Origin of the sequence: Streptomyces sp. NPDC052016 (assembly GCF_044548445.1) — a bacterium.
GTDB lineage: Bacteria > Actinomycetota > Actinomycetes > Streptomycetales > Streptomycetaceae > Streptomyces.
Genome location: NZ_JBIUBX010000001.1, coordinates 472460 through 497842, shown reverse-complemented (window position 1 = coordinate 497842; position 25383 = coordinate 472460). Strand labels below are relative to the sequence as shown.

Below are 25383 nucleotides of genomic sequence, written 5' to 3'. Positions count from 1 at the left end.
CGGACACCCCCTGCCATGAACGCCGCCCGCGCTGAACCCGCCATGCACGGGAGCACAAGTTCACGATCCCGGCCGGGCCGGCCGGCACGCAGCCGACATCGACGCCACAGGCTGCGAGCGGTACTCCCCCACCTCGCCCCCGCACCTCGAAGATTCTCTGCCATGCATCTGCTCACCCGGGGCGCGACCGGTCCCACAGGCCGCATCCCGACCGACCTGGCGTTGCGCTCCGGCGACTCCGTCACGACCCTCGTCCGCAACCCGGAGGCTCTGGGCGACCTGCGTGAGCAGGTCACGCCGGTGGCCGGGGACGCCACCTCACAGCACGACGTCCTCGCCGCCGCGGCCGGCCAGGAGTCTCGTGGATCCGTGACCGATCACGTACACGGATGAGTCGATCGCCTCGGAAGACCGCAGGAAAGCGCCGGGCCTGGCAGACTGTGCGCCACCTGGGGGGAGATTGTCGTGCCGGACGAGCTGACCGTCCGCCGGATACTCGGGGACCAGCCGTTCGCCGAGATCGGCCGGCCCGTATGGGCGGTGAACGACGCGCGTCACGGCTGCGTCATCGCGGCCGGTGACCTCGGGCACGTCATGTGGCGCGGTACGGGCCGCTGGCTCGGCCACCGGATCGGCGTGTACGAGGCCGGCACCCTCCGTCCGCGGCACGTCGTCCCCTCCCGCTACTCCGTATGCGCCATCGAGCCTCACCCCGAGCTGCCGCTCGTCGCCGTCGGCACGGGCCGCTACGACGGCTCGTGGGACTTTCAGGGACAGCTGCTCCTGCTGAACCTGGAGACCGGGCGCGTGACGGACCTGCTGAGCAAGAGCCGCCAAGTGCGCCACCTGCGCTGGCTCGAGGACGGCAGGCTCGCGATGCTGCTCGCCCCCGAGGACAAGGACGGCGGCTTCCGCAAGGGCTTCGAGCTGGCCGTCGCGGTGGACGACTGGCTGTCCGCTCCGGCCGGTCTGGTCGACCCCGACCACACACGCCATCCGATGGTCGAGAGCGGGCTCCTTTACGACCCGCGTGTGGAGGACACCCTCGCGCAGCTGACGGAGGGCCGGTGGCGGCGGCGAGCGGAGATGCGGGACCTGGCGGTTCTGGCCGACGGCCGGGTGCTCGCCACCGGCCGGCACACGGACCTCGAATGCTGGGATCCGTCGGGCGCGCTGCGGTGGGCTCTGCCTGCGGACGGCGAGGGGAGCGTCCGGGTCGAGGCGGCCCCTGACGAGGAGTCGGCGTGGGTGACGTACCGGGGCTACCGGCGCGACGAGGTGACGGGCCGCCTGGTCGACCGCGCGACCACTGTTCGGCGGATAGCGACGGCGGACGGCGGCCCGTTGAACTGCGTGGACGTGCCGTCGGACCCCGCGCTGTGCGCCGCGGGCGAAGGCTGGCTCGCCCTACGCCCGCAAGGGCGCGACGCACACGCCGCGCTGCTGCTCGCCCCCACGCACCAGGAGGCGGCACGTCTCGGCCTCGCCCCCAGCCGCTCCAACTCCCCGGCGCTGCGCGTCAGACACAGCGCCCGTCTGCTGTATGTGGACGGCCCCGGCCCGGACGACGACGCGCCGTGGATCCACGCGATCGATCCTCCGGGCGCCCACGGCCCCGCCACGCCGCGCGCCCTCTTCCCCTTGCGCTGGGACCCGGCGTCCGCGCTCCAGCCCTGGTACGGCCCCGCCATCGAGCTGACACACACCCTCGTCCTCGCGGGCCGGTCGTACGAACAGGGCGCCACCTACCTGGAAGCCCGCGAGGGCACGTACGTCGTGAGCCGCCGTCTGCCGGACGGAGAGGCACGCTGGGTGTACGGCACCGACAAGCCGCTCGCCGATCTCGACGGCGACGAGCGGAGGGTGTACGTCGTATATCTCACCGGCGAGGTCGAGACCCTGGACACGGCCACGGGCGAGGTGCGAGCCCGGCACATCCTGCGCGCGCACGGCCACCCGGTCACGCCGGTGTCCGCCGCGTACCGGGCGGAGCAACAGCGGCTGGTCGTGGGGACGGTGGACGGGCGGATCCTGGACTGCTCGGTTACGGGTTGACCGGGTCAGTAGAAACCGCCGCCACCACGATGTGCCAGTGCCCCTCCGCGCGGACGACGTCTAGGGGGGTTGGAGAAAGCTCGGTGGTCGGCGATTGCGCCACCTCACGAGCCGCCTTTCGCCAACTGCCGTGACTTCATGGGCGTCGCCCGAACCAGACGACCGGCCGAACATTCTCGTCTCCGTACTCGGCGGCCAGGCGCCGCATCGCCTGCCAGGCCCCGAGCCAAGGCGATCGGTCCGCAGGAGCGAGCATTCCCGCGGTGAGGATCACGGGTCGGTACACGGCACCCTCCAGCTGAACCTCGCCGCCCTGCGGCCATTGCGATGGGCTGTCCAGATCCCCGCCGAACGCATCGGCCGCCGCCTCCCCCGGGCCGGGCGTCGCTGAGGCCCAGACGATGCCGTCCTGGGCGAACTCGCCGTCCTCACCAGGCCGCCACAAGCCCACCCAGTACCAAGAAGGCTTGCCGTCGAGCGGGGCGTCCCAGTCGACCGCGGCAACTTCGGCCCAGGTGGCATAGGTGTGACTGTGCTGGTAGTCGCCGACTGCGGCCTCCCACACCGCATCCGAGGCATCGCCCGGGAGCCCGCGATCGGCAAAGAGGGGACGCTCCAAACCCTCCGTCCCGCCGAAGCCGAAAAGACACCCCCCACGCCTCGCCGTCCCGCCCCGACTGGAGATCCAGAAGGTCGACCTGCATCTCCCAGTGCCCACCGGCCGAGCGAAGCTCGATCACACCATCGATGTCTGCACCCACGATCCTTGACGCTAAGCCCAGCGAACACAGGCCCCCAAGAATGACCTGCTGCTACGCGGCCTCCACCGGCGTGCGCGTACCGGGACGCAGTGGGCCGGTGAACCGCGATACGCCGGTGCCGTCGGTATGGGTGCCACCGGCCGGTCCCCCAGCCCGGGGACCGGCCGGTGACTCGCGGCCCGACCCGGGGGCCGAAGGGGCGCCCCTCGCCTGCTCGAGTGCCTCCCGCGCGGCAACCATGTCCGCGCTTGATACTCACATAGATCGTGAGCCGAGGGAGGCCCGTCGGCGAGGGCGGCCGTTATTCCAGCCACATTCCGTCGCGCATGATGACTCTCCCGCGCAGTTCCGGCTCGCCGCGCCAAGCGCGCACAGTCCTCGGGACCACGCGTACATACAGAAAGGAACCCTCCTCCACGCGCGGATCCCATCCGAACTTGTCGGCGAACGCATCCGCTGCGGCTCCGGGCGCCTCCTGGTCCGGAAAGCACTCCGCCTCACCCTGGAGAAGTACCACGTCGAAGGTGTCCGGTAGCGCCAGACGCACGCGAGGCTCTTCGCGGACGTTCCGCGCCGTCACGGAGGTGGCGCTGGTACACATCCACACCGCTCGCCCATCCCACAAGAACCACAGAGGCACCTGGTGCGGCCCGTGGTCAGGGTGAGCCGTCGACACCCATACATCCCGCTCTGTGACGAGCCGCTCCAGAGCGTGGCGCATACGCTCCGCCGTCTGGCGACGAACGATCCCCGTGGTCTCCATGAGGACCGACCCTAGCCAGCAGGCGCGAAGCGCGCCTGAGGCGCAGGACCTACTCCCAGCGACCGATGAACCCTTCACCTTTTGGCTCGGGTGACCGACTTCGATGCTCAGGGTGGAAGCTGAAGTGCTCAGTCACGTTTGTCCCCGGTAGTGACTGGCTCGTGATCGCGCCGGTAGTGACTGGCTCGTGATCACGCCTGGTGGCTGCGTCGCCAGGCGGACTATCCGAGCCGGTGGGCCGGGCCGTAGCGGCCGGACGACAACACTGATGAACGGGCTTCACCAGCAGGGGTAATACGTCAGTGGGCCGTGCGGCGCAGCCGCCCCTTGTACGGGCGCTCCCAGGCTTTGTACTCGGCCCGCTGGCCGCTGGCTGCCACCTGGGCGGCCGAAGGGGGCGTCATGCGCTTCGCGGCGCGGGTTGCCGATCGCCTCCAGGAGCGTCTGGTGGTGCCGGCGGCCGAAACGCCGGAAGACCGCCCCCGGCCGGGCTGCGCTTCTTCAGCAGGTTTATGCGCTCGCGCCCGGCGGGGCGGAGGAGGCCGGTGGTGGCCGACCGGGATGGTCAAGGCCGTGTCAGCACGGCGCCCATGACGACGACGCGGGTGGGGGCGGCCGAGTGGCTGCTGCGCGAGATGGTCCGGCCCGGTCAGGACGCGGAGGGCGCGGGCCTGGGCAGTGGTGCCGCGCTGCGGACGGTGGAGCGGGCGCGGCCCGCACGCTCGGTGGCGGCCAAGGTCGCCGCTGCGGGTGGAGTCGGCGACGACACCGCCGGACACCGCCGCGTATCTCAGGGAGTTGACAGGCGCCACCTCGGTGGGGACGCGGCCCGCTGGTGCGGGCTGCACGACGCGCTGACCGGGCACCGTGGCACTCTGCCCGAACTGCTCGCCGCGCCGCCGATGCCTGCGGTGTCCGACGACACGCTCCGTCCGCCCGCGCCTCGCAGTGTCCACCGCACGCTCGGCCTGCTCCTGGAGCACACCGAGCCGCGGCATGCCGCGGCCGCGCTCGCTGCCCTGCCTGAACGGGTAACGGCAGAACTGCTGGCAAGCGGTATGCCGCCGGCGTAGGCAAGGACGACGAGCTGGGCGCGGTCGCGGGCGTGGAGCTTGGCCATCGCCCGGTTGATGGGGGTCTTGGCGGTCAATGGGCTGATGACCAGGCGATCGGCGATCTCGTCGTTGGACAGGCCCTGTGCGGCCAGAGCGACCCGCCTCGCGCTCGCGGCCGGTCAGCTCCCTGCAGCCCGCTGCCAGTGCGGGCGGGCGGCGGCTGAGTGACGTACCAGGTCGAGGAGCTTGCGGGTGATGGCGGGCGCCAGCAGGGCGTCGCCGCGTACGGCGTGCAAGAAGTCCTCCGGCAGATCACCTGCCTGGCCTGCGGTGATGCTGAGGGCGAGCGGTCGTGCACAACCGTCCGCGGCCAGGTGTACTTTCGTGCTCAGCCCGCCGCGGGAGCGTCCGAGTGCGTCATCGGTGGGCTCGCCGGAGCGGATATCCCCCTTGTACGCGCTCCGGCTGTGTGCGGCTGTGCTCGGACGACTGTGGAGTCCACCGATACCGTCCAGTCGATGTCGTCAATCGGCGTCCGCCGCCGCCAGGACGGCGCCGAGGATCGTCTCCCAGGTGCCGTCGACTGCCCAACCTGATCAGCCGTTTGTGAGCGGTCTGGAACGCGCCGAGCCCGGCAGGCAGGGCCCGTCAGGGCGAGTTGGTGCGGTACTTCCACGCGATGGCCTCAAGGGGGGCGGTGGTCGGCCCACCGCCGCCCGCGGACCGGATTGGCTGGCATCAGCGGCTCGATCCGGTCCCACATCGCATCAGTTATTACTAATCGGACAGACATATCCGATCAACTGACCAACGCGCCAAAGAGACACGCTCTGCGGCGGCCCGGGCCCGATCCTTCGAGCCGCAACTGTTGGCGAGCTCACCTGCTACGGCCGATGCTTTCATCGGCTGCTGCGCATGCCGTCTTCGGGAGACTCCCGGAGGGCGTCTTGCTGCATGGCAAAGGTGCAACTGCCGGGTCACTCGCGTCGTGCGTCATGGTGCCGCCGGCAGAGATGCACACGACCGCCAGCCGGAGACCACAGCCGAGCCCGAGCGGACCACCCATGCCGATCCCCCAGCCCCCGGGCCGGGGCTCGACCGAGATGATGCTGGTGGCCGCCAAGGCGTCGGCGGACGTCGTGACCGAGGAGGAGCTGAACGTCTGTCAGTGCATGAACATCAACGGCGACCATACGTGCTCTCACCGCTGCGGGGCGGCCTCCTGACAGTCCGAACACAGTCCCCACCAGGTGATTTCGGCTTCGTCGACAGCAAAGCCCTTGTCCTCGCCGGGGCTGAGGCACGGTGCCGCGCCTACGCTGCAGTCGACGTCCTCGATCAGACCACACCGGCGGCAGACCAGATGATGGTGGTTGTCGCCGACCCGCAACTCGTACCGGGCGGGCGAACCGGCGGGCTCGATGCAGCGAACGAGCTGGGCCTTCGTCAGATCCTCCAGCACGTTGTACAGACCCTGCCTGGACAGACCTCCGGCCGCGCCCGCGTCCGTACCGATACGCGTCTCGAGATCTGCCGCCGTGGAGTGCGGATGGCCCTGCAGAGCGGTCAGCACCGCCCTGCGCTGGGCCGTGCTGCGCAGCCCCTTGCGCTTGAGCAGGTCACCCGCGAGCTCCTCCATGGCCATTTCGCTCTCCTACGCGATACCGAGTGCCGACCACTCAGCCGCACGAACGGCGGCAGCCCTCGGCGACATCCCGGCCCGGCACCTCACCACGGCCGCCCGGCAGGCAGAGCACAGGGAAACCGTGCCGCCCTTCGACACCACGGCGCCAAGCGTGCAGCCCACGATACAACCCAGAGTTGACTCAGTCAGCTCTAGGGCGTGTAAAGAAAGCGCCTGGTGAGGACGGGCAACGGCGCCTCCGAACGGATCATGACCAAACCGGGGATGCGTCCGCTCCGTGAGACCGTCAATCCCACCTGCGGTCGGCGAGTACGGGTGTTCGAGTTGTCGTCGGACCAGTACGTCACGACCACTCGTTGATGGCGGCTACGAGGACGGCTTTAGGCAGCTTCCGCCGTCCGGCAGGCGCCACACACCAGACGCCGAGCCGGAAGGGCACTCGTCATGGGAATCACTCCGATGGGCCGCTGGACAGGCGACCGCATGATCAGTGAGTGATTGGCGCAGGTGAACAGTCCACAACGCGTGCAGCAGCCGATACCGGTGGCCTCGTTGTGCCCTTCCTGGGAACAGTCGTAACAGTGCATGGTGCTTCCCGAGTGAAAACTGGCCCACTTGCCACGTGCAGTGGGGTGCGTGATGTCCGCATCCCGCCCACGCCGCACTGCGCACACTCAGGCAGAAAGACGACGTTTCGAGCAGGGATGGCCATGTGCCCGCGAGCGCTACTCGCCCCTCGGCACACATCGAACATAGCCCCCTAGTTTTGACTGAGTCAACTCTAGGGACGGCGCGGCGCGGTTTCCATGTCCGGATCTTGGGGTATCGCGTTGCCGCCGGCTCCAGCCCGGGGCATGCCGACGGCAGCCGACTCTCCGGGGAACATGCACCCAGAGCGTGCTTCGGCGTCAGCCGCACCACCCTTCGGCCACGCCCTTCGACCCCTCGTCGATGCGGGACTCGTCACCGACCACGCGGACGGGCACCGAGGAGTACAAGCCCCGCCTGGACGACCGCTGGAGCGAAGACCACACCAACCCACCTCGACATTGTGGGAGGTAGATCCTGCCGCCCGGCTGTGAGGGCAGCCACCGGTCGCGTGAGCCCGCGGGCCGAGTCTCGGCTACTTCAACAACGACGTCACCGACCACGTCCAGAACGGCGGTGGTCAGCAGGGCCAACGACATGGTCAACCGCACGTTTCCACAGGGCGCGGCAGTCCCGCCGTTCCGCAACTCCGCGAACCTGGCGGGTGTCGGCGCTCCCCCGACGGGGGTCCGCCGATCCGCCGATCCGCGATCCGGCGGCCCGCTGAGCCGGTCGCCCGGCATGCCGACCCGGCACACGTCCCTCAATCCGCCAACAGCGCCGACAACTGGGGGGAGTACGTGGCGTGCAGGACGAGCGCCGCGCTGCCCACCACCGCGGCGTCCGCGCCAAGCGGGGACGCCTCGGCCCGGACGACCCGGACGTGACGGGACAGGGGGCGGGTCGCCAGCGCCGCGGCGACCACGTCGACGTAACGCGACTCGACGTGCTGAATGCCGTGTCCGCCGAGGACGATCAGATCCACATCGATGAAGTTGGCGATGTTGACCGCGACCGAGGCGACGTATTCCGCCACCTCGTCGATGACCGCCGTGGCGACCGGGTCGCCGGCCGCGGCGGCCCTTTGGACGGCGCCGTGGTCGACCGCGTCGGGGTCCTCGGCGAAGGCGCGTGCCAGCGCGCTGTCCGCATGCGGTCCGGTGGCTAGTCTGCGATGCACTTCAGCGACGATCGCCTCAGGGTTGGCAAGCCGCTCCAGGCAACCCCGGTTGCCGCAGTAACACTCCGGTCCGTCGGCCAGCACGCAGGAGTGGCCGAACTCGCCCGCGTTGAGTGAACCACCGCGGTACACCTGGTGGTTGAGGATGAGCCCGCCGCCGATGCCGGTTCCGAAGAAGAAGTAGGCGAAGTCCGCCACGCCCCGGCCCGCGCCCGACCAGCGTTCACCGACGGCGGCGGCCGTGGCGTCGTTGTCCAGGGTAACGGGCAGACCAGTGGCCTCGCTGAGCATGTGCTGGACTGGAACCCTGGTCCAGCGGGCGAGCTGTGGCGCGCCGACGATCGCGCCCTGCGCGGCGTCGATCGGTCCGGGGGTGGCCAGGCCCAGTCCGAGTACCTTGCCGCGGTCGACACCAGCCTCGGCGAGCGCGTCGGCAACCAGCTCGGCCATGACCTTCACGACCTCGACCGGGTCGTTGCTCGGGTGCGTCGGGCGCCTCCTCACGACCAGCGGGCGGCCGAGCAGGTCGACCACGGTGCAGCTGAGCTCCACGGGGTCGAAGTGGAGACCCACCGCGCTGCCCGCGTCGGCGTTCAGCCGAAGGGTGGTGCGCGGCTTCCCGCCGCTGGAGCCCTTGCTCGCACCGTCCTCACGCACGATCCCCTCGTCGAGCAGCCGGCGGACGATGCCCGAGACCGTCTGGGGGGTGAGTCCCGTGTGCTGGGCGATCTCGACCCGGCTGATGCCGTCGGCGAGCTGGATCTGGTCCAGGACGACGGCCCGGTTGTATCGCCCGACCTTGGGAAGGTTCGTTCCTGCCTGCCGCACGCACGGTCCTCTCTTGTAACCCACCAACAACATATCTCCCCGCGCCCATTGACTTAGTAAAACAAATGGATTTAGTGTCCGGGCCTCAGACGGAACACCCCGGACACGAAGGCACAGGGCAGTGCCATCGGAGGCAAGTTGATGTCCACGGAATGCCGCAGGCCCGAAGGCCGGGAGGCGCTCTGGCGCGTTCCCGGCGGTGGGGAGCCCGGCTCATGACACCCACCGCCACGCCCCTGCTGGAAATGCGGTCGATCACCAAGACCTTCCCCGGCGTCACCGCGCTCGCCGACGTGAACCTCGTGGTGCGCGAGGGCGAGATCCACGCGATCTGCGGCGAGAACGGCGCCGGCAAATCGACCCTGATGAAGGTGCTGAGCGGGGTCCACCCGCACGGCAGTTACACCGGAGAGATCGTCTACCGGGGCGAGCAGGTCCGGTTCAACGACATCCGGGCCAGCGAGCACGCCGGCATCGTGATCATCCACCAGGAGCTGGCCCTGGTGCCCGGTATGTCGATCACCGAGAACCTCTTCCTCGGCAACGAGCCGCGCCGCCGCGGCTCCATCGACTGGAAGACGGCCCAGCGCCGCGCCCTGGAACTGATGGAGCAGGTCGGGCTCCGTGAGAACCCCGACACCCTGATCAAGGACATCGGCGTCGGCAAGCAGCAACTCGTCGAGATAGCCAAGGCGTTCGCCAAGGACGTCAAGCTGCTGATCCTCGACGAGCCCACCGCGGCCCTCAACGAGGACGACTCCCGGCACCTGCTCGACCTGCTGCGCGGCTTCCGCGAGCGGGGCATCACCTCGATCATCATCTCGCACAAGCTGAACGAGATCGAGGCGGTCGCCGACACCATCACGATCCTCCGTGACGGCCGCACCATCGAGAGCCTCGACGTGAAGGCCGACGGCGTCAACGAGGACCGCATCGTGCGAGGCATGGTGGGACGGGAGCTCAGCAGCCGGTTCCCCGACCGCACGCCCGACATCGGCGAGGTCTTCTTCGAGGTCCGCGACTGGACGGTACGACACCCAAGCTCGGACGAACGGCTGGTGTGCAAGGGGTCGTCGTTCCAGGTGCGCCGCGGTGAGATCGTCGGCTTCGCGGGACTCATGGGGGCGGGCCGCACCGAACTCGCGATGAGCCTCTTCGGCCGCTCCTACGGCACCTGGCTGTCCGGCCGGGTCTTCAAGGACGGCCGGGAGATCCAGCTGAAGACGGTGTCGGACGCCATCGGGCACGGACTGGCCTACGTCAGCGAGGACCGCAAGTCGATCGGGCTCAACCTCCTCGACGACATCAAGACCTCGATGGTGGCCGCCAAGCTGTCGAAAATCGCCCGGCGCAGCGTCATCGACCCCGTGCGCGAGCACCGGGTCGCCGAGGAGTACCGCCGGAGCCTGCGCATCAAGACGCCCAGCGTCGACGAGGGGGTCGTCAAGCTCTCCGGCGGCAACCAGCAGAAGGTCGTCCTGGCGAAGTGGATGTTCACCGACCCCGACCTGCTGATCCTCGACGAGCCCACCCGGGGCATCGACGTGGGCGCCAAGTTCGAGATCTACGGGATCATCCAGCGGCTCGTCGCCCAGGGCAAGGGGGTCATCGTCATCTCCTCCGAGCTGCCCGAGCTGATCGGCCTGTGCGACCGCATCTACACGGTGTTCGAAGGTGCCATCACCGGCGACGTGGCGCGCGAGGACGCCGACCCGGAACTCCTGATGAAGCAGATGACCGCGACGAAGAAGAGCCCCACTCCATGAGCCGTATGACTGACCTGCAAAAGAACCTCTTCGGGGGCACCACCTCCAACGCCCGCCAGTTCGGCATGATCTCCACCCTGGTGGCGATCGTCGTGCTGTTCCAGATCTGGACCGACGGACTGACGCTCACCTCCGGCAACCTCATCGCGGTCGTCAGCCAGTACTCGTACATCCTGATCCTGGCGATCGGCATGCTGATGGTGATCGTCGCCGGGCACATCGACCTGTCGGTCGGCTCGGTGGCCGCGTTCACCGGCATCGTCGTCGCCAAGGCGATGCAGGAGTACGACCTCCCGTGGCCGCTCGGCATCGTGCTGGGCCTGCTGGTCGGCGCGGCGATCGGCGCCTGGCAGGGCTTCTGGGTCGCCTACATCGGCGTACCGGCCTTCATCGTGACCCTCGCGGGCATGCTGCTGTTCCGCGGCGGCAACCAGTACATCGGCAACGCCGACACGGTCCCCGTGCCCGAGGGCTTCCGCGAGATCGGCGCGGGCTTCCTGCCCGAGGTGGGCCCCGACACCGGCTACAACAACCTGACCCTGCTGCTCGGCGCGGTCGCCTGCGCCGGTGTCGTGTGGCGCGAGTGGAAGGCGCGGCAGACCCGCCGCGAGATGCAGGCCGATGCGGCACCACTGTGGGTCACCGGCATCCGTCTGGCCGTCATGATCGGTGTCATCGTCTTCGCCACGCTCCGCTTCGCCGGCGGCCGGATCGGCACCAGCCTGCCGATCTCGGGCATCATCCTGATCGTCCTGGTCCTGCTCTACTCGCACTACACCCGCAACACGATCGGCGGCCGGCACATCTACGCCGTCGGCGGCAACGCGCGCGCCGCCGAGCTGTCCGGCGTGAAGCTCAAGCGGGTCAACTTCCTCGTCATGATGAACATGTCCGTTCTCGCCGCGCTCGCTGGCATGATCTTCGTGGCCCGCTCTGCGGCCTCGGGACCCCAGGACGGTCTCAGCTGGGAACTGGACGCCATCGCGGCCGTGTTCATCGGCGGCGCGGCGGTCTCCGGCGGCCTCGGCACCGTCAGCGGCTCGATCGTCGGCGGTCTCGTCATGGCGCTGCTCAACAACGGTCTCCAACTGGAGGGCGTGGGCTCCGACATGGTGCAGATCATCAAGGGCCTGGTCCTGCTGCTGGCCGTCGCCTTCGACGTCTACAACAAGAAGCAGGGCCGCTTCTCGATCATCGGCGCGCTCATGCGCCCCTTCAAACGGGACGACCCGGCCACCCCGGTGGCCCCCGCACCGGGCGGCGGCACCGACGCCGACGCCGATCCCGGCAAGGCGAAGGTCGCGGGCTGACCCGGTGTCCGCCCACCGACCGGTGACAGGACCCTCCGGCCGGCCGCCCCCGACGATCGGGGGCACCCCTGACGACCGGATGCCCGGTCACCCCCCACCCCCGCACGTGGACCCCGCCCACGATCCGGCGGTCGAACCGCACCGCCTCCACCGCCGCGCTCGACGGCACACCCACCCGCAACCAGCACCGCACGAAAGGTCCAACGCCACCATGCGCAGACTCGTCACCAGAGGCATCGCCGCCGTCGGCGCCGCCGCCCTGCTCGCCCTGGGCACCGCCTGCTCCAACGAGCGCGAGGGCTCCACCGGCAGCGACAGCGCCGACGCCAAAGGCTTCGCCAAGGACGCCCTGATCGGCGTCGCCCTGCCGGCCAAGACCTCGGAGAACTGGGTGCTCGCGGGCGACCTGTTCACCGCCGGCCTGAAGGACGCGGGCTTCAAGGCCGACGTCCAGTACGCGGGGGCCTCCACCACAGTCGCCGACCAGCAGGCGCAGATCTCCTCCATGGTCACCAAGGGCGCGAAGGTCATCGTCATCGGCGCGACCGACGCCTCCCAGCTCGCCACCCAGGTCTCGCAGGCCAAGGAGGCGGGCGCCACCGTCATCGCCTACGACCGTCTGATCACCAACACCAAGGACGTCGACTACTACATCGCCTTCGACAACTTCAAGGTCGGCCAGCTCCAGGGCCAGGCCCTCGTCGACGGCATGAAGGCGAAGAAGGCCAAGGGCCCCTGGACGATCGAGCTGTTCTCCGGCTCGCCGGACGACAACAACTCCAAGGTCTTCTTCGACGGCGCGATGCAGGTCCTCAAGCCCCTCATCGACAAGGGCGACATCGTTGTCGGCTCGGGCCAGACCGACATCAAGCAGACCGCGACCCAGGGCTGGAAGGCGGAGAACGCCCAGCAGCGCATGGACTCGCTGCTGACCTCGGCCTACAGCGGCAAGAAGACCCTCGACGGTGTCCTCTCCCCGAACGACACCCTCGCCCGCGCGATCCTCACCTCGGTGCAGGGCGCCGGCAAGCCGCTCCCGGTCGTCACCGGCCAGGACTCCGAGGTGGAGTCGGTCAAGTCGATCATGGCGGACCAGCAGTACTCGACCATCAACAAGGACACCCGCAAGCTCGTCGCGGAGACCGTGAACATGGTCAAGGCTCTCCAGAAGGGTGACAAGCCCACCATCAACGACACCAAGTCCTACGACAACGGCGTCAAGGTCGTCCCGTCGTACCTCCTCCCGCCCGTCATCGTGACGAAGCAGAACGCGGCCGAGGCCTACGCGAACGACCCCAAGCTGGCGCCACTCACCAAGTAGCACCGGGCCCATCGAACCCTCGCCCGCCTCGGACCGCGGTTCAGGGGCGAGCGGGGGTGCCGGCGCACCGCCGAAGTGCTCGCCCGACAGGGCCATACGGGCACCGATCTCCCGGGTGACGGTCTCCCATCAGCGGCGCGCTCCACGCCGGACGCGAACTGCACACCCCGGGGCGGGTTCCACCTTCTGCTGCCGGAGCCGACCGCCCGCAGCCGCCGGCTGCGTGGCTCGCCATCGCCGCTGCCCGCGACGCCCCCCAGGCCGACCCGGAGGCACAGCGGGCCGACGCCGCCACGAGCGACGCCTGAGCGCGCGGGCGCCCGTCGTCCGCACGCACGACCGTCCCACGTGCCCACCGCGCCGCCCGCGGGGGCGCGGCAGGCTTGTTCATCCCGACAGGCCATGCGCCAGCCCAAGGTTGACCATCGTGTGGGCGCCCCTTCCGAACATCCCCGGGGCCGCCCGCCCAAGGCGCGATGATCTCGTTGCGAGCGTGGTCACCTCCGGGTCGTGGGCCGTGGGACGGCAGCCACTGGCCGGGAGGGCGGCCGGACCTGCGGGTCCTCGGACAGGCGGTGCGAACCATCGATGCCCGTGCGCTGAGGCCGGTGGGGCGGAGCATCGGTCGCCTGACCGCGGAAGCGGACCACGGTGGCGCCCGGGCCGCCTGCCGCGCCGCGCGCGTGCCCGGTGTCCGGTGTCCGGTGTTCCGGGGTGGGGCATGCGACGTACGACTGCGCCGGCATCGAGGGCGCGGCGGCGAGCGTCTCCCGGAACCGCCGAGGGGGCGGACGCCCAGTGAGCGGGCAGCCGGACGGTCGGAGTCGGCGGCCTGCCGTCGCCCCGGTCCGTCGCTGCCCGGGCAGCCGGTCGCCTCCTCATCAAGCGTCTCACCGGCCCCTGCGGGCCGGCACCGACGGCGGCCGCCGTATCACGCACCATCTCGTGACGGGACACGCCTGGGAAATCAGGGTGCGTCGCCTTCCCTTCCCGCACTCATGGTTTACAGTTCAACCACATTCGGTGCCACGAGGAGGTCGCACCATGGCGGAGCTCGGTCTGGCCGACACGGTCGGCATCCTGCGGCAACCCGGCGTACGGACGCGGCACAGCAGCGCCGGGCTCGGATGGGAGCGGCTGTACGTATCCACCCAGGTGGAACAGCCCTATCGTGCCGCCTTCGATCCTGCGCCCACGCATCTGCTGATCCTGCACTTGAGCGGACCCGTCACCGTGCGGCGGGGACACGGGGCGGGCACCCGGTCGCGCACGATCCCGGCCGGTGGGCTCTTCCTGCAGCCCGCCGGCCGTACCCTCGCCGTCGAACTCGGCGGCACGCTCGACACGGTCCACGCCTACCTCACCGACGACGCGCTGTGCGAGGCGAACGACGGACGGGCCGTGGAGCTGTCCGAGGAATTCGGCATCACCGATCCCCTGGCCGAGCAGGTCCTGCTTGCGCTGGCGGGCGCGGTGCGCTCGTGGGAGCCGTCGGCCCGTACCTACACCGACCACCTGACCGGGATGCTCGCCGCACAGCTCGCCCGCCGGCACGGCGTCCGCGACGCCGTGCCGGCGGAGGGCCGGTCCGGACTCTCCGCACGTCGGCTGGCCGCCGTCCGTGCGCTCATGGAGGAGCGGCTGGCCGAACCGCTACCGATCGCGGACCTCGCCGACGCAGCCGCACTGAGCCGCAGCCAGTTCACCCGGCAGTTCCGGGCGAGCACGGGACAGTCGCCGCACCAGTTCCTGCTCGCGCTGCGTCTGGAGCGGGCGTGCCGGCTGCTGCGCACCGGCACCCACCCGATCGCTGCGGTGGCCGTGGCCTGCGGATTCTCCCACCAGGAGCACCTCACCCGGGTGATGCGCGCCCGGCTCGGCACCACTCCCGCCGCGCTGCGCCGCTCGGGCTGAACGCGGCGGCCGCCCCGTTCAGCGTTCCAGCACCAGCGCCAATGCCTGGCCCACCCCGATGCAGAGCGCCGCCAGCCCCGTGCCCGTGCCCGCCGCGGCCAGCTGGTGCGCGACCGCTCCCGTGATGCGGGCTCCCGACGCGCCCAGCGGATGGCCGACGGCGATCGCGCCGCCGCGCGGGTTGACGACGGCCGGGTCGAGCTCGGGCAGGGCGGCGAGGCAAGCCAGTGCCTGGGCCGCGTAGGCCTCGTTGAGCTCGACGGTGTGCAGATCGGCGGCGGCGAGGTCCGCCTTGGCGAGCACCTTGCGGATCGCGTCGACCGGACCGAGCCCGAAGTACTGCGGCTCGATACCCGTCACCGCCGCCGCCCGCACCCGCGCCAGCGGTTCGCGTCCGATCGCCGCGAGCCCCTCCTCGTCGGCGAGCAGCAGCGCGGCCGCCCCGTCGTTGAGCGGCGAGGCGTTGCCGGCGGTGATGGTGCCGTCCGTGCGGAACGCCGGCTTCAGCCTGGCGAGGGCCTCCAGTGAAGTGTCGTCGCGGATGTTCTCGTCGCGCGGCAGGCTGACGTCCTCGACCGGGACGACCTCCCCGTCGTAGAGGCCCTCGCGCCATGCGCGCGCGGCGTTGCGGTGGCTGGCGAGCGCGAACGCGTCCTGGGCCTCGCGGGTGATGGCGTACTTGGCGCCGACCAGCTCGGCGCTCTCGCCCAGCGGAATGGTCCACTCCCGCGGCATCCTCGGGTTGACCAGCCGCCAGCCGAGCGTGGTCGAGTACAGCTGCTGGTCCTTCGCGGGGAACCCCCGGTCCGGCTTGGGCAGCACCCAGGGTGCGCGGCTCATGGACTCGACGCCGCCCGCCACGACGACGGAGGCGTCACCGAGTGCGACGGCGCGGGCCGCCTGGACGACGGCTTCCATGCCGGATCCGCACAGCCGGTTGACGGTGGCGCCGGGCACGCTGACGGGGAGCCCGGCAAGCAGCACGGCCATGCGGGCCACGTCGCGGTTCTCCTCGCCCGCGCCGTTGGCGTTGCCGAGCAGTACGTCGTCGATGCGCGCCGGGTCCAGGTCGGGGCTGCGGTCCAGAAGGGCGCGTAGCACACCGGCGGCCAGGTCGTCGGGGCGGATGCCCGACAGCGCGCCGCCGTAGCGACCGAAGGGGGTTCGGACGGCGTCGACGACGTACACGTCACGTGGTCGCTCGATCATGGAGGGCTCCCGGCTGGACAAGGGGGGCGGTCAAGGGGCGTCAGGGCGGCTGTGGTGGGCACGGTCAGGGGCGTCAGGGCGCCTGAGGTGGGGGCACGGTCAAGGGCGTCAGGGGGCCTCAGGTGGGGGCACGGTCAGGGACCTCAGGGCGCCTCAGGTGGGGGCACGGTCAGGGGCGTCAGGGCGGCGACCTCGTCGGCCGTCACGCCGGGTGCCGTTTCCACGAGGGCCAGTCCGTGCGGGGTGACGTCGAGCACGCACAGGTTCGTGATGATCCGGTCCACGCAGCCGCGGCCCGTCAGCGGCAGGGTGCACTCCTCCACGATCTTGGAGGTGCCGTCCTTCGCCGTGTGCTCCATCAGTACGACGATCCGGCGGACCCCGTGGACCAGGTCCATCGCACCGCCCATACCCTTGATCATCTTTCCCGGCACCGCCCAGTTCGCCAGGTCGCCGCGGACGGAGACCTGGAGTGCTCCCAGGACGGCGGTGTCGATGTGGCCGCCGCGGATCATGCCGAAGGAGAGCGAGGAGTCGAAGAACGACGCGCCCGGGAGCACGGTGACGGTCTCCTTGCCCGCGTTGATGAGGTCGGCGTCGACCTCGTGGGGCGCGGGATAGGGACCGACGCCGAGCAGCCCGTTCTCCGAGTGAAGGACGACGTCGACGTCCGGGGGCAGGAAGTCGGCGACGCGCGTGGGCAGTCCGATGCCGAGGTTGACGTAGTCGCCGTCCCGCAGTTCGCCGGCGGCGCGGGCGGCCATCTCGTCCCTGGTCCAGCTCATCGTTCGCGCACCGTTCTCTTCTCGATTCCCTTGTCGGCCGCCTGCTGCGGCGTCAGCGCCACGACGCGCTGCACGAAGACCCCCGGCAGGTGCACCTCGTCGGGGTCGAGCCGCCCCGGCTCGACCAGTTCCTCAACCTCGGCCACCGTGATCCGGCCGGCCATCGCCGCCAGCGGGTTGAAGTTGCGTGCCGCGCGGTGGAACACGAGGTTGCCGTGCCGGTCGCCGCGGGCGGCCCGGACCAGCGCGTAGTCGGTGGTGATGGCCTGCTCCAGGACGTGGTCGACGCCGTGGAAGCCGCGCACCTCCTTGGGCGGCGAGGCCACGGCGACCGATCCGTCCGGGGCGTACCGCCACGGCAGCCCGCCCTCGGCGACCTGCGTGCCGACGCCGGCCGGCGTGTAGAAGGCGGGGATTCCGCTGCCGCCCGCCCGCAGCCGCTCGGCGAGGGTGCCCTGAGGGGTGAGTTCGACCTCGAGTTCACCGGCGAGGTACTGACGTGCGAACTCCTTGTTGTCACCGATGTACGAACCCGTGACCCGGCTGATGCGGCCCGCCGCGAGCAGGACACCGAGGCCCCGCCCGTCGACCCCGCAGTTGTTCGACACGACCGCGAGGCCGGTCGTCCCGGTCGCGTAGAGGGCGTCGATGAGGATCTCCGGGACACCGCTCAGTCCGAAGCCTCCGACGGCGAACGACTGTCCGTCCGTCACGTCTGCCAGGGCCTCACCGGCCGTGGCAACGAGCTTGTCCATGTCCTCCCCTAACGCGCCAGGACGTGGCGGAGCGCGCCGAGGAGTTCCTCCCGCGCCGCCTCATCGGTCTCGGCGGCGGTGGCCCGGCGCCAGGCGACGTGTCCGTCCGGGCGCACCAGCAGCACACCTTCCTCGGCGATCTCGCTGACGCGGTTCCATTCGCCGTAGGAGTCACGGCAGTTGTCGTCACCGACGCGCACCACGCGCAGCGGTACGCCGAGGGCGTCGCCGCAGGCGCGCGCGGCGGTCTCCCAGACACCGCCGGACAGGCCGGTCAGTACGGTGAAGACACCCTGGCCGACGACGTCCAGCGTGGAGACGCGCTCGCCCTGTGCGTCGACCAGCCAGGCGTGCGGCAGTTTGGCGCCCGGCCGAGTCGTCGGCTGGTGCACCAACTCGCGGTCGCCGGCCCACGCTTCGGCCGGGCTGTCGTCGTGGAGAACCGCGGTGGAGACATACCGCTGGTTCATCTCCACGCCGTGCGCGTTGAACTCGTAGTTCTTCAGCTGGATCGCCTCTTCGAGCTGCCGTCTCTTCTTGGCGCCCTCGGGTGTCCGTGCCCGTATCGCCGCGATCCCCGCGGCAATGGTGTCCGCGTCGCTGCCGACGCCGAGCACGTCGAAGATCGGCCCGAACTGGTCGCGGCTGAGGTTGGCCCGCTCGACGATCTGCCGCCCCACGGGGGCGCGTTCGGCCGTGTAGCTGTCGAGCAGGGCGGGCCCCGCCTCACCGCGGATCACCATCGCGAGTTTCCATGCGAGGTTGTACGCGTCCTGGACGGAGGTGTTGGAGCCCAGTCCGTTGGACGGCGGATGGCGGTGCACGGCGTCGCCGGCGCAGAAGACCCTGCCGATCGCGTACTCCTCGGCGTAGGTGTGGTTGACGGTCCACAGCGAGGTCGACGTGATCTCCACCGGCAGGTCCGGATCACCGACGAGGTCGCGCACGATCGTGCGGGCGGCCTCCTCGTCGACCCGCGGCGGCGGCTGATCTATGTCGTAACCCCACACCAGCAGCCACTCGTTCCACGGGCGGACCATGCGGACCAGGCCCATGCCGATGCCCCCGGTGTCCGCGCCGGGCTGCAGCACCCAGTACAGGACGCTGGGACGGTGGGCGCAGTACCGGGTGAGGTCGGCCTTGAAGACGATGTTCATGCTGCCGGCCTTGGCCATGCGACCGGCGAAGGGCAGGCCGAGCTGCTCGGCGACCGCGCTGCGCCCGCCGTCGGCGCCGATCAGGTAGCGCGCCCGCACCGTGAACTCGTCACCACGGACCCGGTCGCGCAGCAGGGCGGTGACCCCGTCCTCGTCCTGTTCGAAGCTGACGAACTCGGTGTCGAAGCGGACCTTGGCGCCGCGGGCCGCCGCGTTGTCGACCAGGATCGGCTCCAGATAGGTCTGCGGCAGGTCGATCATCTCGCAGGGGCTTTTGGCGGAGTACTCGGTGGCCGTCGCGGGGCCGGTGCCCCAACTGCGGATACGGCCGATCTCGTCGCCCGTGAGCGCCGTACACAGCACGGTGTCCCCCATCAGGTGGGAAGGGCTGCCGAGGGCCAGCGCCTCCGACTCGACGCCGAGGTCGCGCAGGACCTCCATGGTGCGCTGGTTGGTGATGTGCGCGCGCGGGGTGTTGGCGAGCCACCCGTACTTCGTCACCAGCAGAGTCCGGATGCCATAGGTGGCCAGCAGCAGGGCGGCCGAGCCGCCTGCGGGGCCGCTGCCGACGACGAGGACGTCGGTGTCGTACACGTCGAGCGGGTCGGTGGTCGTCATGGATGGGCGCTCCTCGGTCATCCGGCCAGCGGGGCGAGACGGAAGGTGTAGTCGAGCCGGCACCACTCGCCGTCGACCGGGCGGCCGTCGGGGGTGGGGGCGGACAGCGGTGTGAAGTCGACGACGAGTTCGTCCTTGACGCCGAAGACGGTGTCGCTGTCCAGGTACGCTCCGCCGGCCACGAACAGCTGCGTGACGAGCCGGCGGTGGCCGGGCGCGTCGAACATGAAGTGGAGGTGGGGCGCCCGGTAGGGGTGGCGTCCGACCGCGTCGAGCAGCTGCCCGACCGGTCCGTCCGCGGGGATCGGGTAGTGCGAGGGCAGGATGGACCAGAAGGTGACCCGCCCCTGGGCGTCGCTGCGCAGCCGGGCCCGCAGCACCGGTCCCTCCAGATCGGGGAGCTGTACGTCGTAGAAGCCGTCCTCGTTGGACTGCCACACGTCCACCACTGCGTCCCTGACCGGTTCGCCGTCGCTGTCCGTGACCCGTACGTCCACCCACAGCGGGGTGCCCCGCAGGCCGCCGGAGATGTCGCTGCCGAGCGCGGTCTCGGGCGGGCCCTCCACGTAGAAGGGACCGAGCACCGCGGATGGAGTGGTCGCGGGCGTGCGCGAGTTGGTCAGCAGGTCCACGGCGCTGGAGACACCGAGCGTGTCGGACAGCAGCACGAACTCCTGGCGGGTCGGGCCGCAGAGCTGTCCCGTGCGGGTGAGGAAGTCGATGGCGTACTGCCATTCGGCGTCGGTGACGTCGTTGGCCGCGACGAAGGCGTGCAGGTGCCTGACGAGGTCGGTCATCAGCGTACGGACGCGGGGGTCGGGGGCGTGCGCGAAGCTGGCCACCACCTCCTGGGTGAGCCGGGCCAGCTTCGCCTCCGTCGAGGGCGGGCCTTGCGGGCGGCGTCCCTGCCAGGCGCCGGCCAGCAGCTCGCCGATGCCCTCGGTGGTCAGCTCGCGCGGATTGGGGTACGGCGTCGAGGTGGCCAGCTCAGCCGCGCGTGCCAGGTCGGACTCCGCCATGCCGAGGTCGCCCAGCGAGGTGGGGCCGCCCAGGGAGACGATCAGGTCGTGCACGCCGCTCGGGGCGTCGGGCACGCCCAGGGCGTCGGCGATCCGGCGCATGACCTCGGGGACGGCGGGTGCGTTGTAGGCCATCGCGTGCGACAGCACGACGGTGTGGGTCTCGGCGTGCGGCAGGCCGAAGCTGCCGCCGAGGGTGTGGCACAGCTTGTGGTGCAGACCCATGCCGACCGTGGCCAGGCAGGTCCCGGCGAGCCAAGCGCCGTGCAGCAGGTCGGCCCGGGCCTCCGGGTCGGCCGGGTCGGCGGCCAGCCGCGGCAGCGCCCGTGCGATGCCCGAGATCGCGTCGAGTGCCTGCCGGTCCGTCACCGGATTGGCGTCGGCCGAGTAGAGGGCCTCGACGGCGTGCGCGAGGGCGTTGACGCCGCTCGTCACCGTCATGGGCAGCGGCAGCGTGAGGGTGAAGTCGACGTCGTAAACGACTGTCTCGGGCAGGATCGCCGTAGAGGACTGGATGACCTTGCGCCCGTCCCGGGTTTCCCCGAGCACCGGGGTCATCTCGGAACCGGCGTAGGTGGTCGGCAGGATCACCTGCGGGAGGTCCGTACGCAGGGCCAGCGCCTTGGACAGGCCGGTCGTCGAGCCGCCGCCGACGGCCACGATCGCGTCGGCCGAGGCGTCGGTGAGCACGTCGAGCGCCCGTTCGGTCACCTCGACCGGGGTGTGCATGGCGGCGCCGTCGAACTCCGCCACAACGAGGTCTGCGAGGGCCTCGCGGACCCGCGTGGCGGTCCGGGCCAGGGGCCGGCTGGACAGCAGCAGGACACGGGAGCAACCGAGCCGCTCCACCTCCTCGCGGAGCCGGCCCACCGTGCCGGGTCCGAAGACGACCCGCGAGGAAGGGGATGTGTAGACGAACGTGCGCATTGAGTTCTGCCTCCGCCTGTCATCCGGTGTGCGTCGAGCGCTTGGATGACCGAGTGTGCGGAGGAGGGCGGCACGTCGTCCTGCACGATGAGCGCGTCGCGCTGCACGAAACGCGCGTGTGTTCCGAGCCGACGCACGCGCTCGACGCGGCGGGGCCCGCGCCGAGCTCGTCGAGGACCAGGTTGGCTAGCAAGCCACATGAGATGACCGGCAAGGCGTACGGCCTCGGATCCCCTACGGCACTCCCGGAGCCGCAGGCGTGTCGTCTCGTACGCAGACCGGGCCCCGGGGAAGACTGGCGGCCGGGGACACCGCCAGGCAGAAGGGACAGCCAGATGACCAAGGATGTCGACCCGGGTCCCGTTCGGATGCTGGTGTTCGGTGCGGCCCTGCGCGCTGATTCCACCAACGCGCGGCTGGCCTCGCTGGCATCGACCCTGCTCGTGGAGGCCGGTGCCGAGGTCGACCTGGCCAGGATGCGGGATTTCGACATGCCGCTGTACGACGGCGACGTGGAGGCCGACGAGGGTCTGCCCGCCGGTGCCCTGGCGCTGTGTGAGCGGATCAAGCGCTGCGATGCGTTCGTGATCTCGTCGCCCGAGTACAACGCCTCCGTTCCGGGACTGCTGAAGAACGCCATCGACTGGGTGTCACGAGTGCGGCCGCAGCCGTTCAAGACCAAGCACGCGCTGCTGCTGTCATCCTCGCCGTCGCTGGTCGGCGGCAACCGCGGCCTGTGGGCGTTGCGGGTGCCCCTTGAGCATCTGGGAACGCGGGTCTACCCCGACATGTTCAGCCTGCCCCGTGCGCACGAGGGCTTCACCCAGGACGGCCGGCTCGCTCAGCCCGGGTCGCAGGAGCGGCTCGCCGAAATCATCTCCGGGTTCATTCAACTGGTTCGGGCCGATGTGCAGTTCGTCTGCCTGCAGCGTCTCTGGTACGAGTTCCCGGGCGACCGAACGGACGCACTGGTAACGCAGCGGGCCGAGGACTGACCCGTCGTGACCGCCATGACGCTCTCCGGCACGACCAGGCGCCGGACGGCGCGACCGCGTGTCGGGCGGAGCGGTTTTCTGGCGTGCGTCCCCCTGTACTGAGTGCCGGTACGGGGCACCGCCTTACCCGCCATCGACCTCGCGTAGGACAGGCACTGAAGACCACTGTCAGCTCCGCATGTCGTGGTACGGCGAACTTCTCCCGCGAGCGCCTGGTGCGCAAAGAAGAGAGTGATCGAACTCGCGTCGGCGCACTCCTAGCAGTGCAGGTGATGAAGAAACCGCTCTACGAACCGCACATCGGCGAGCCACTTCTGCACGAGCCGGGTCGCCCCGGCGCCGCGCCAAAGCGCGACCCGCGCCATCACAGACGCCGGGTGGCCCGGCCATGGTGAAGGCGGTGTGAAGAGGCTCCCTGCGGCGGAGGAGGAGCCGATGCCGCATGCTGGCCCTATGGGGTCGTTCGCCCGGGATCCGACCTGCACCTTCTGCGGCATCGTCTCCGGCCGTGTGCGCGCCAGCCGGGTGTACGAAGACGCGCAGGTCCTCTCCTTCATGGACATCCACCCGGCCGCGCCTGGTGATCTCCTCGTCATTCCCAAGGCGCACGCGGCAGCTCTGGAGGACATCGACCAGACGCTGACGGCTCACCTGTTCCAGGTCGTCCACCTGCTGGCGCGGGGACTCCGGCGCTCGGGGCTGCCATGTGAGGGAGTGAACGTGTTTCTCGCCGATGGCGAGGCAGCCGACCAGACGGTCTTCCATCTTCACGTGCACGTTTTCCCCCGTACTGCGGACGACCGGTTCCGTCTGGAGGTCAGGTGGCTGGAGCGGTCCCGAGCCGACCTGGACGACGACGCCGCACAGGTCAGGACAGGCTTGGCACGCAGCGGCTACCGCCCGGGACATCCATGAGGTGCACGTGATCGAAGACGAAGCGCCCCTTCGCCTGCTGGAGAGCCGACGTGGGTGACGATCTCATCACCGTTGGCCGGCCCGCGCTCGGACCGTCCCTCGCCTTGGCCGCGTAGAAGCCGGTCCCACCTGCAGGGCGGACCGGCCCGCTGAACCGGCGGGCGAGCCGGCTTCAGCGGACCCAGGGGCCGGCAGGTCCTTGCCCACGACTTCGAGATCAGCCGCTATGGCTGCTCGGCCGATCGTCGCCCCTCTCAGCGAGGGGGGTAGGGCGGGGAAGCGTCGGAGGCGACACGGTCGACCTTGGCTGCGTCGGCGAGGGCCGCGGCGGCGGCTTCTGCGGCCTGAGCCGTGTCACTGGCAGCCTGGGCGGCCTGGGCAGCCATGTCGTCCGAGAGCTTCTCCCGGGTGGCCGGCGACTGCGGCAGCACCTCGCTGAAGGCACGGGACACGCCCTGGAGCGCAGAGGTCATCTCGCTGGGGATCACCCAGAAGGTGCTGCCCGGGCCTTGTGCGAGTTGGGGCAACATCTGGAGGTACTGGTAGGCGAGCAGCTTGGGGTCGGGGTCGTTGCGATGCACGGCCTGGAAGACCTCGTCGATGGCCCGGGACTGCCCCTCGGCCTGGAGGATCGCAGCGGTACGGTTGCCTTCCGCACGCAGGACAGCGGCCTGCTTGTCGCCTTCGGCCGTGAGAATCTGCGATTGGCGCTGCCCCTCGGCCCCGAGAATCGCGGCCCGCTTGTCCCGCTCGGCTCGCATCTGCTTCTGCATCGCGTCCTTGATGGACTGCGGCGGGTCGATGGCCTTGATCTCCACCCGGTTGACCCTCAGCCCCCATTTGCCGGTGGCCTCGTCCAGCACGCCACGGAGCTGGCTGTTGATGGTGTCCCGCGAGGTGAGCGTCTTCTCCAGATCCATGGACCCCACGACATTGCGCAAGGTGGTGACGGTGAGCTGCTCGACCGCCTGAAGGAAATTGGCGATCTCGTAGAAAGCCGCTCGCGGGTCGGTGACCTGGAAGTACAGCACGGTGTCGATCTCGACGACCAGATTGTCCTCGGTGATGACCGGCTGCGGCTTGAAGGAGACGACCTGCTCCCGCAGGTCGATCACCGGATGAACCCGGTCGATATACGGGATCACCAGATTGAGGCCGGGATTCAGAGTCCGGTGGTAGCGGCCGAGCCGCTCGACATTACGAGCGCGCGCCTGGGGCACGATACGGACCGCCCGCACCACGGTGAAAACCGCGATCAACGCGACGATCAGGCCGGCAATCAAATACGCCGAGGTATCCATGGTTTCAGTCCCGGGGGTAGACGATCGCGGTAGCACCGCTGATCTCTATGACGTCGACGGTCCTTCCAGCAGGAATCACCAGCGTCTCGTCGTAGGCCCGGGCCGTCCACTCCTCGCCATCGATGCGGACCCTGCCGTCCTGGCCCGTCACCTCCGAGACGACATGGGCGGCCCTGCCCACCAGTGCATCTGTGCCGAAGCGCGCCGCTTGGGGCTGGAGCACGTGGCGCAGCGCAATGGGACGCACGAACAGCAACGTGATGATGGCGACGATCGTGAACACCAGGAACTGGAAGGGCAGCGGCAACCCGACAGCGGCGGATCCCGCCGTGACCAGCGCGGCCGCACTCAGCATTCCGAGCGCAGCAGTAAAGGTGAAGATCTCCGCCACAGCCAACACGGCTGCGATGATCAACCAGATCAGCCATAGATCCATTACGTGCCTCTTCTGACCGGTTCGGGTGCGAAGGGCTTGACTCTCTTCATTGGACCCCGACGAGGGACGGCCGCGATACC

At 70.0% G+C, this 25383-nt stretch carries 22 protein-coding genes and 2 pseudogenes; 10 read left to right on the top strand and 14 right to left on the bottom strand.

Annotation, left to right across the window (positions count from 1 at the left end):
* The first annotated feature begins 162 nt into the window (after positions 1 to 162).
* Complete coding sequence (locus tag ACIHAR_RS02310; RefSeq protein ID WP_400016050.1) at positions 163 to 393, top strand: NAD(P)H-binding protein; 231 nt, start codon at positions 163 to 165, stop codon at positions 391 to 393.
* Positions 394 to 465: 72 nt separating this feature from the next.
* Positions 466 to 2055, top strand: coding sequence for a hypothetical protein (locus tag ACIHAR_RS02305; protein WP_400016048.1), 1590 nt, complete (start codon positions 466 to 468; stop codon positions 2053 to 2055).
* A 136-nt stretch (positions 2056 to 2191) separates the two neighbouring features.
* Here the strand turns inward: ACIHAR_RS02305 and ACIHAR_RS02300 are convergent, their stop codons facing one another.
* A complete protein-coding gene (locus ACIHAR_RS02300) occupies positions 2192 to 2674 on the bottom strand; it encodes a hypothetical protein (RefSeq protein WP_400016046.1) in 483 nt (160 codons plus the stop codon).
* A 443-nt stretch (positions 2675 to 3117) separates the two neighbouring features.
* The gene (locus ACIHAR_RS02295) at positions 3118 to 3579 is read right to left on the bottom strand and encodes a pyridoxamine 5'-phosphate oxidase family protein (RefSeq protein WP_365473196.1); all 462 of its coding nucleotides are present in this window, start codon (positions 3577 to 3579) and stop codon (positions 3118 to 3120) included.
* A gap of 590 nt (positions 3580 to 4169) precedes the next feature.
* Here ACIHAR_RS02295 and ACIHAR_RS02290 point away from each other — a divergent pair.
* Positions 4170 to 4652, top strand: a complete 483-nt coding sequence (locus ACIHAR_RS02290) for a hypothetical protein (protein WP_400016044.1) — start codon at positions 4170 to 4172, stop codon at positions 4650 to 4652.
* A gap of 11 nt (positions 4653 to 4663) precedes the next feature.
* Here the strand turns inward: ACIHAR_RS02290 and ACIHAR_RS02285 are convergent.
* Positions 4664 to 4786, bottom strand: a pseudogene (locus ACIHAR_RS02285) (helix-turn-helix transcriptional regulator); the annotation flags it as partial.
* A 150-nt stretch (positions 4787 to 4936) separates the two neighbouring features.
* Positions 4937 to 5427: pseudogene (locus ACIHAR_RS02280) on the bottom strand (IS5 family transposase); the annotation flags it as partial.
* Between the two features lie 271 nt (positions 5428 to 5698).
* On the opposite strand from ACIHAR_RS02280, the gene ACIHAR_RS02275 reads away from it, so the two are divergent.
* The gene (locus ACIHAR_RS02275) at positions 5699 to 5860 is read left to right on the top strand and encodes a hypothetical protein (protein ID WP_400016043.1); all 162 of its coding nucleotides are present in this window, start codon (positions 5699 to 5701) and stop codon (positions 5858 to 5860) included.
* On the opposite strand, the gene ACIHAR_RS02270 is transcribed toward ACIHAR_RS02275, so the two are convergent.
* From ACIHAR_RS02270 to ACIHAR_RS02260, 3 genes are all read right to left on the bottom strand, one after another.
* A complete protein-coding gene (locus ACIHAR_RS02270) occupies positions 5836 to 6273 on the bottom strand; it encodes a Fur family transcriptional regulator (RefSeq protein WP_400016336.1) in 438 nt (145 codons plus the stop codon). The genes ACIHAR_RS02275 and ACIHAR_RS02270 overlap by 25 nt on opposite strands.
* A 386-nt stretch (positions 6274 to 6659) precedes the next feature.
* The gene (locus tag ACIHAR_RS02265) at positions 6660 to 6866 is read right to left on the bottom strand and encodes a DUF2180 family protein (RefSeq protein ID WP_400016041.1); all 207 of its coding nucleotides are present in this window, start codon (positions 6864 to 6866) and stop codon (positions 6660 to 6662) included.
* 764 nt (positions 6867 to 7630) lie between these two features.
* Complete coding sequence (locus ACIHAR_RS02260) at positions 7631 to 8875, bottom strand: ROK family transcriptional regulator (RefSeq protein WP_365472669.1); 1245 nt, start codon at positions 8873 to 8875, stop codon at positions 7631 to 7633.
* A gap of 215 nt (positions 8876 to 9090) precedes the next feature.
* Here ACIHAR_RS02260 and mmsA point away from each other — a divergent pair, with 215 nt between their 5' ends.
* From mmsA to ACIHAR_RS02240, 4 genes are all read left to right on the top strand, one after another.
* The gene (mmsA, locus tag ACIHAR_RS02255) at positions 9091 to 10641 is read left to right on the top strand and encodes a multiple monosaccharide ABC transporter ATP-binding protein (protein ID WP_388759653.1); all 1551 of its coding nucleotides are present in this window, start codon (positions 9091 to 9093) and stop codon (positions 10639 to 10641) included.
* Positions 10638 to 11951, top strand: a complete 1314-nt coding sequence (gene mmsB, locus ACIHAR_RS02250) for a multiple monosaccharide ABC transporter permease (protein ID WP_400016038.1) — start codon at positions 10638 to 10640, stop codon at positions 11949 to 11951. The genes mmsA and mmsB overlap by 4 nt, the downstream gene beginning before the upstream one ends.
* A gap of 211 nt (positions 11952 to 12162) precedes the next feature.
* The gene (locus ACIHAR_RS02245; RefSeq protein ID WP_400016036.1) at positions 12163 to 13272 is read left to right on the top strand and encodes a substrate-binding domain-containing protein; all 1110 of its coding nucleotides are present in this window, start codon (positions 12163 to 12165) and stop codon (positions 13270 to 13272) included.
* A 1044-nt stretch (positions 13273 to 14316) separates the two neighbouring features.
* Entirely contained in the window at positions 14317 to 15186 is an 870-nt protein-coding gene (locus tag ACIHAR_RS02240) for a helix-turn-helix domain-containing protein (RefSeq protein WP_400016034.1), read from the top strand.
* A gap of 18 nt (positions 15187 to 15204) precedes the next feature.
* Here the strand turns inward: ACIHAR_RS02240 and ACIHAR_RS02235 are convergent, their stop codons facing one another.
* The 5 genes from ACIHAR_RS02235 to ACIHAR_RS02215 form a co-directional block, all read right to left on the bottom strand.
* Entirely contained in the window at positions 15205 to 16395 is a 1191-nt protein-coding gene (locus ACIHAR_RS02235) for a thiolase family protein (RefSeq protein WP_400016032.1), read from the bottom strand.
* A gap of 143 nt (positions 16396 to 16538) precedes the next feature.
* Complete coding sequence (locus ACIHAR_RS02230; protein WP_388759642.1) at positions 16539 to 17180, bottom strand: CoA transferase subunit B; 642 nt, start codon at positions 17178 to 17180, stop codon at positions 16539 to 16541.
* Entirely contained in the window at positions 17177 to 17935 is a 759-nt protein-coding gene (locus ACIHAR_RS02225; RefSeq protein ID WP_400016030.1) for a CoA transferase subunit A, read from the bottom strand. The genes ACIHAR_RS02230 and ACIHAR_RS02225 overlap by 4 nt, the downstream gene beginning before the upstream one ends.
* An 8-nt stretch (positions 17936 to 17943) precedes the next feature.
* Positions 17944 to 19710, bottom strand: a complete 1767-nt coding sequence (locus ACIHAR_RS02220; protein ID WP_400016028.1) for an FAD-dependent oxidoreductase — start codon at positions 19708 to 19710, stop codon at positions 17944 to 17946.
* Positions 19711 to 19727: 17 nt separating this feature from the next.
* Positions 19728 to 21656: a maleylacetate reductase and hydroxyquinol 1,2-dioxygenase domain-containing protein gene (locus tag ACIHAR_RS02215; protein ID WP_400016026.1), complete on the bottom strand. Its 1929-nt coding sequence runs from the start codon at positions 21654 to 21656 to the stop codon at positions 19728 to 19730.
* A gap of 335 nt (positions 21657 to 21991) precedes the next feature.
* On the opposite strand from ACIHAR_RS02215, the gene ACIHAR_RS02210 reads away from it, so the two are divergent.
* Entirely contained in the window at positions 21992 to 22651 is a 660-nt protein-coding gene (locus ACIHAR_RS02210) for an NADPH-dependent FMN reductase (protein WP_388759632.1), read from the top strand.
* A gap of 453 nt (positions 22652 to 23104) precedes the next feature.
* A complete protein-coding gene (locus ACIHAR_RS02205) occupies positions 23105 to 23566 on the top strand; it encodes an HIT family protein (RefSeq protein WP_365472684.1) in 462 nt (153 codons plus the stop codon).
* A gap of 254 nt (positions 23567 to 23820) precedes the next feature.
* On the opposite strand, the gene ACIHAR_RS02200 is transcribed toward ACIHAR_RS02205, so the two are convergent.
* Both ACIHAR_RS02200 and ACIHAR_RS02195 read right to left on the bottom strand, forming a co-directional pair.
* A complete protein-coding gene (locus ACIHAR_RS02200; RefSeq protein WP_365472681.1) occupies positions 23821 to 24867 on the bottom strand; it encodes an SPFH domain-containing protein in 1047 nt (348 codons plus the stop codon).
* Positions 24868 to 24871: 4 nt separating this feature from the next.
* Positions 24872 to 25303 (bottom strand): NfeD family protein, encoded by a 432-nt coding sequence (locus tag ACIHAR_RS02195; RefSeq protein WP_365472678.1) that lies wholly within the window; start codon positions 25301 to 25303, stop codon positions 24872 to 24874.
* Positions 25304 to 25383: the final 80 nt, after the last annotated feature.

Coding starts and splice junctions, on each gene's coding strand:
- ACIHAR_RS02310 (WP_400016050.1), top strand. CDS start 163: ATGCATCTGCTCACCCGGGGCGCGACCGGTCCCACAGGCCGCATCCCG.
- ACIHAR_RS02275 (WP_400016043.1), top strand. CDS start 5,699: ATGCCGATCCCCCAGCCCCCGGGCCGGGGCTCGACCGAGATGATGCTG.
- ACIHAR_RS02205 (WP_365472684.1), top strand. CDS start 23,105: ATGGGGTCGTTCGCCCGGGATCCGACCTGCACCTTCTGCGGCATCGTC.
- mmsA (WP_388759653.1), top strand. CDS start 9,091: ATGACACCCACCGCCACGCCCCTGCTGGAAATGCGGTCGATCACCAAG.
- ACIHAR_RS02245 (WP_400016036.1), top strand. CDS start 12,163: ATGCGCAGACTCGTCACCAGAGGCATCGCCGCCGTCGGCGCCGCCGCC.
- ACIHAR_RS02200 (WP_365472681.1), bottom strand. CDS start 24,867: ATGGATACCTCGGCGTATTTGATTGCCGGCCTGATCGTCGCGTTGATC.
- ACIHAR_RS02270 (WP_400016336.1), bottom strand. CDS start 6,273: ATGGAGGAGCTCGCGGGTGACCTGCTCAAGCGCAAGGGGCTGCGCAGC.
- ACIHAR_RS02295 (WP_365473196.1), bottom strand. CDS start 3,579: ATGGAGACCACGGGGATCGTTCGTCGCCAGACGGCGGAGCGTATGCGC.
- ACIHAR_RS02210 (WP_388759632.1), top strand. CDS start 21,992: ATGACCAAGGATGTCGACCCGGGTCCCGTTCGGATGCTGGTGTTCGGT.
- ACIHAR_RS02290 (WP_400016044.1), top strand. CDS start 4,170: ATGACGACGACGCGGGTGGGGGCGGCCGAGTGGCTGCTGCGCGAGATG.
- mmsB (WP_400016038.1), top strand. CDS start 10,638: ATGAGCCGTATGACTGACCTGCAAAAGAACCTCTTCGGGGGCACCACC.
- ACIHAR_RS02220 (WP_400016028.1), bottom strand. CDS start 19,710: ATGACGACCACCGACCCGCTCGACGTGTACGACACCGACGTCCTCGTC.
- ACIHAR_RS02265 (WP_400016041.1), bottom strand. CDS start 6,866: ATGCACTGTTACGACTGTTCCCAGGAAGGGCACAACGAGGCCACCGGT.
- ACIHAR_RS02215 (WP_400016026.1), bottom strand. CDS start 21,656: ATGCGCACGTTCGTCTACACATCCCCTTCCTCGCGGGTCGTCTTCGGA.
- ACIHAR_RS02235 (WP_400016032.1), bottom strand. CDS start 16,395: ATGATCGAGCGACCACGTGACGTGTACGTCGTCGACGCCGTCCGAACC.
- ACIHAR_RS02225 (WP_400016030.1), bottom strand. CDS start 17,935: ATGGACAAGCTCGTTGCCACGGCCGGTGAGGCCCTGGCAGACGTGACG.
- ACIHAR_RS02195 (WP_365472678.1), bottom strand. CDS start 25,303: ATGGATCTATGGCTGATCTGGTTGATCATCGCAGCCGTGTTGGCTGTG.
- ACIHAR_RS02240 (WP_400016034.1), top strand. CDS start 14,317: ATGGCGGAGCTCGGTCTGGCCGACACGGTCGGCATCCTGCGGCAACCC.
- ACIHAR_RS02230 (WP_388759642.1), bottom strand. CDS start 17,180: ATGAGCTGGACCAGGGACGAGATGGCCGCCCGCGCCGCCGGCGAACTG.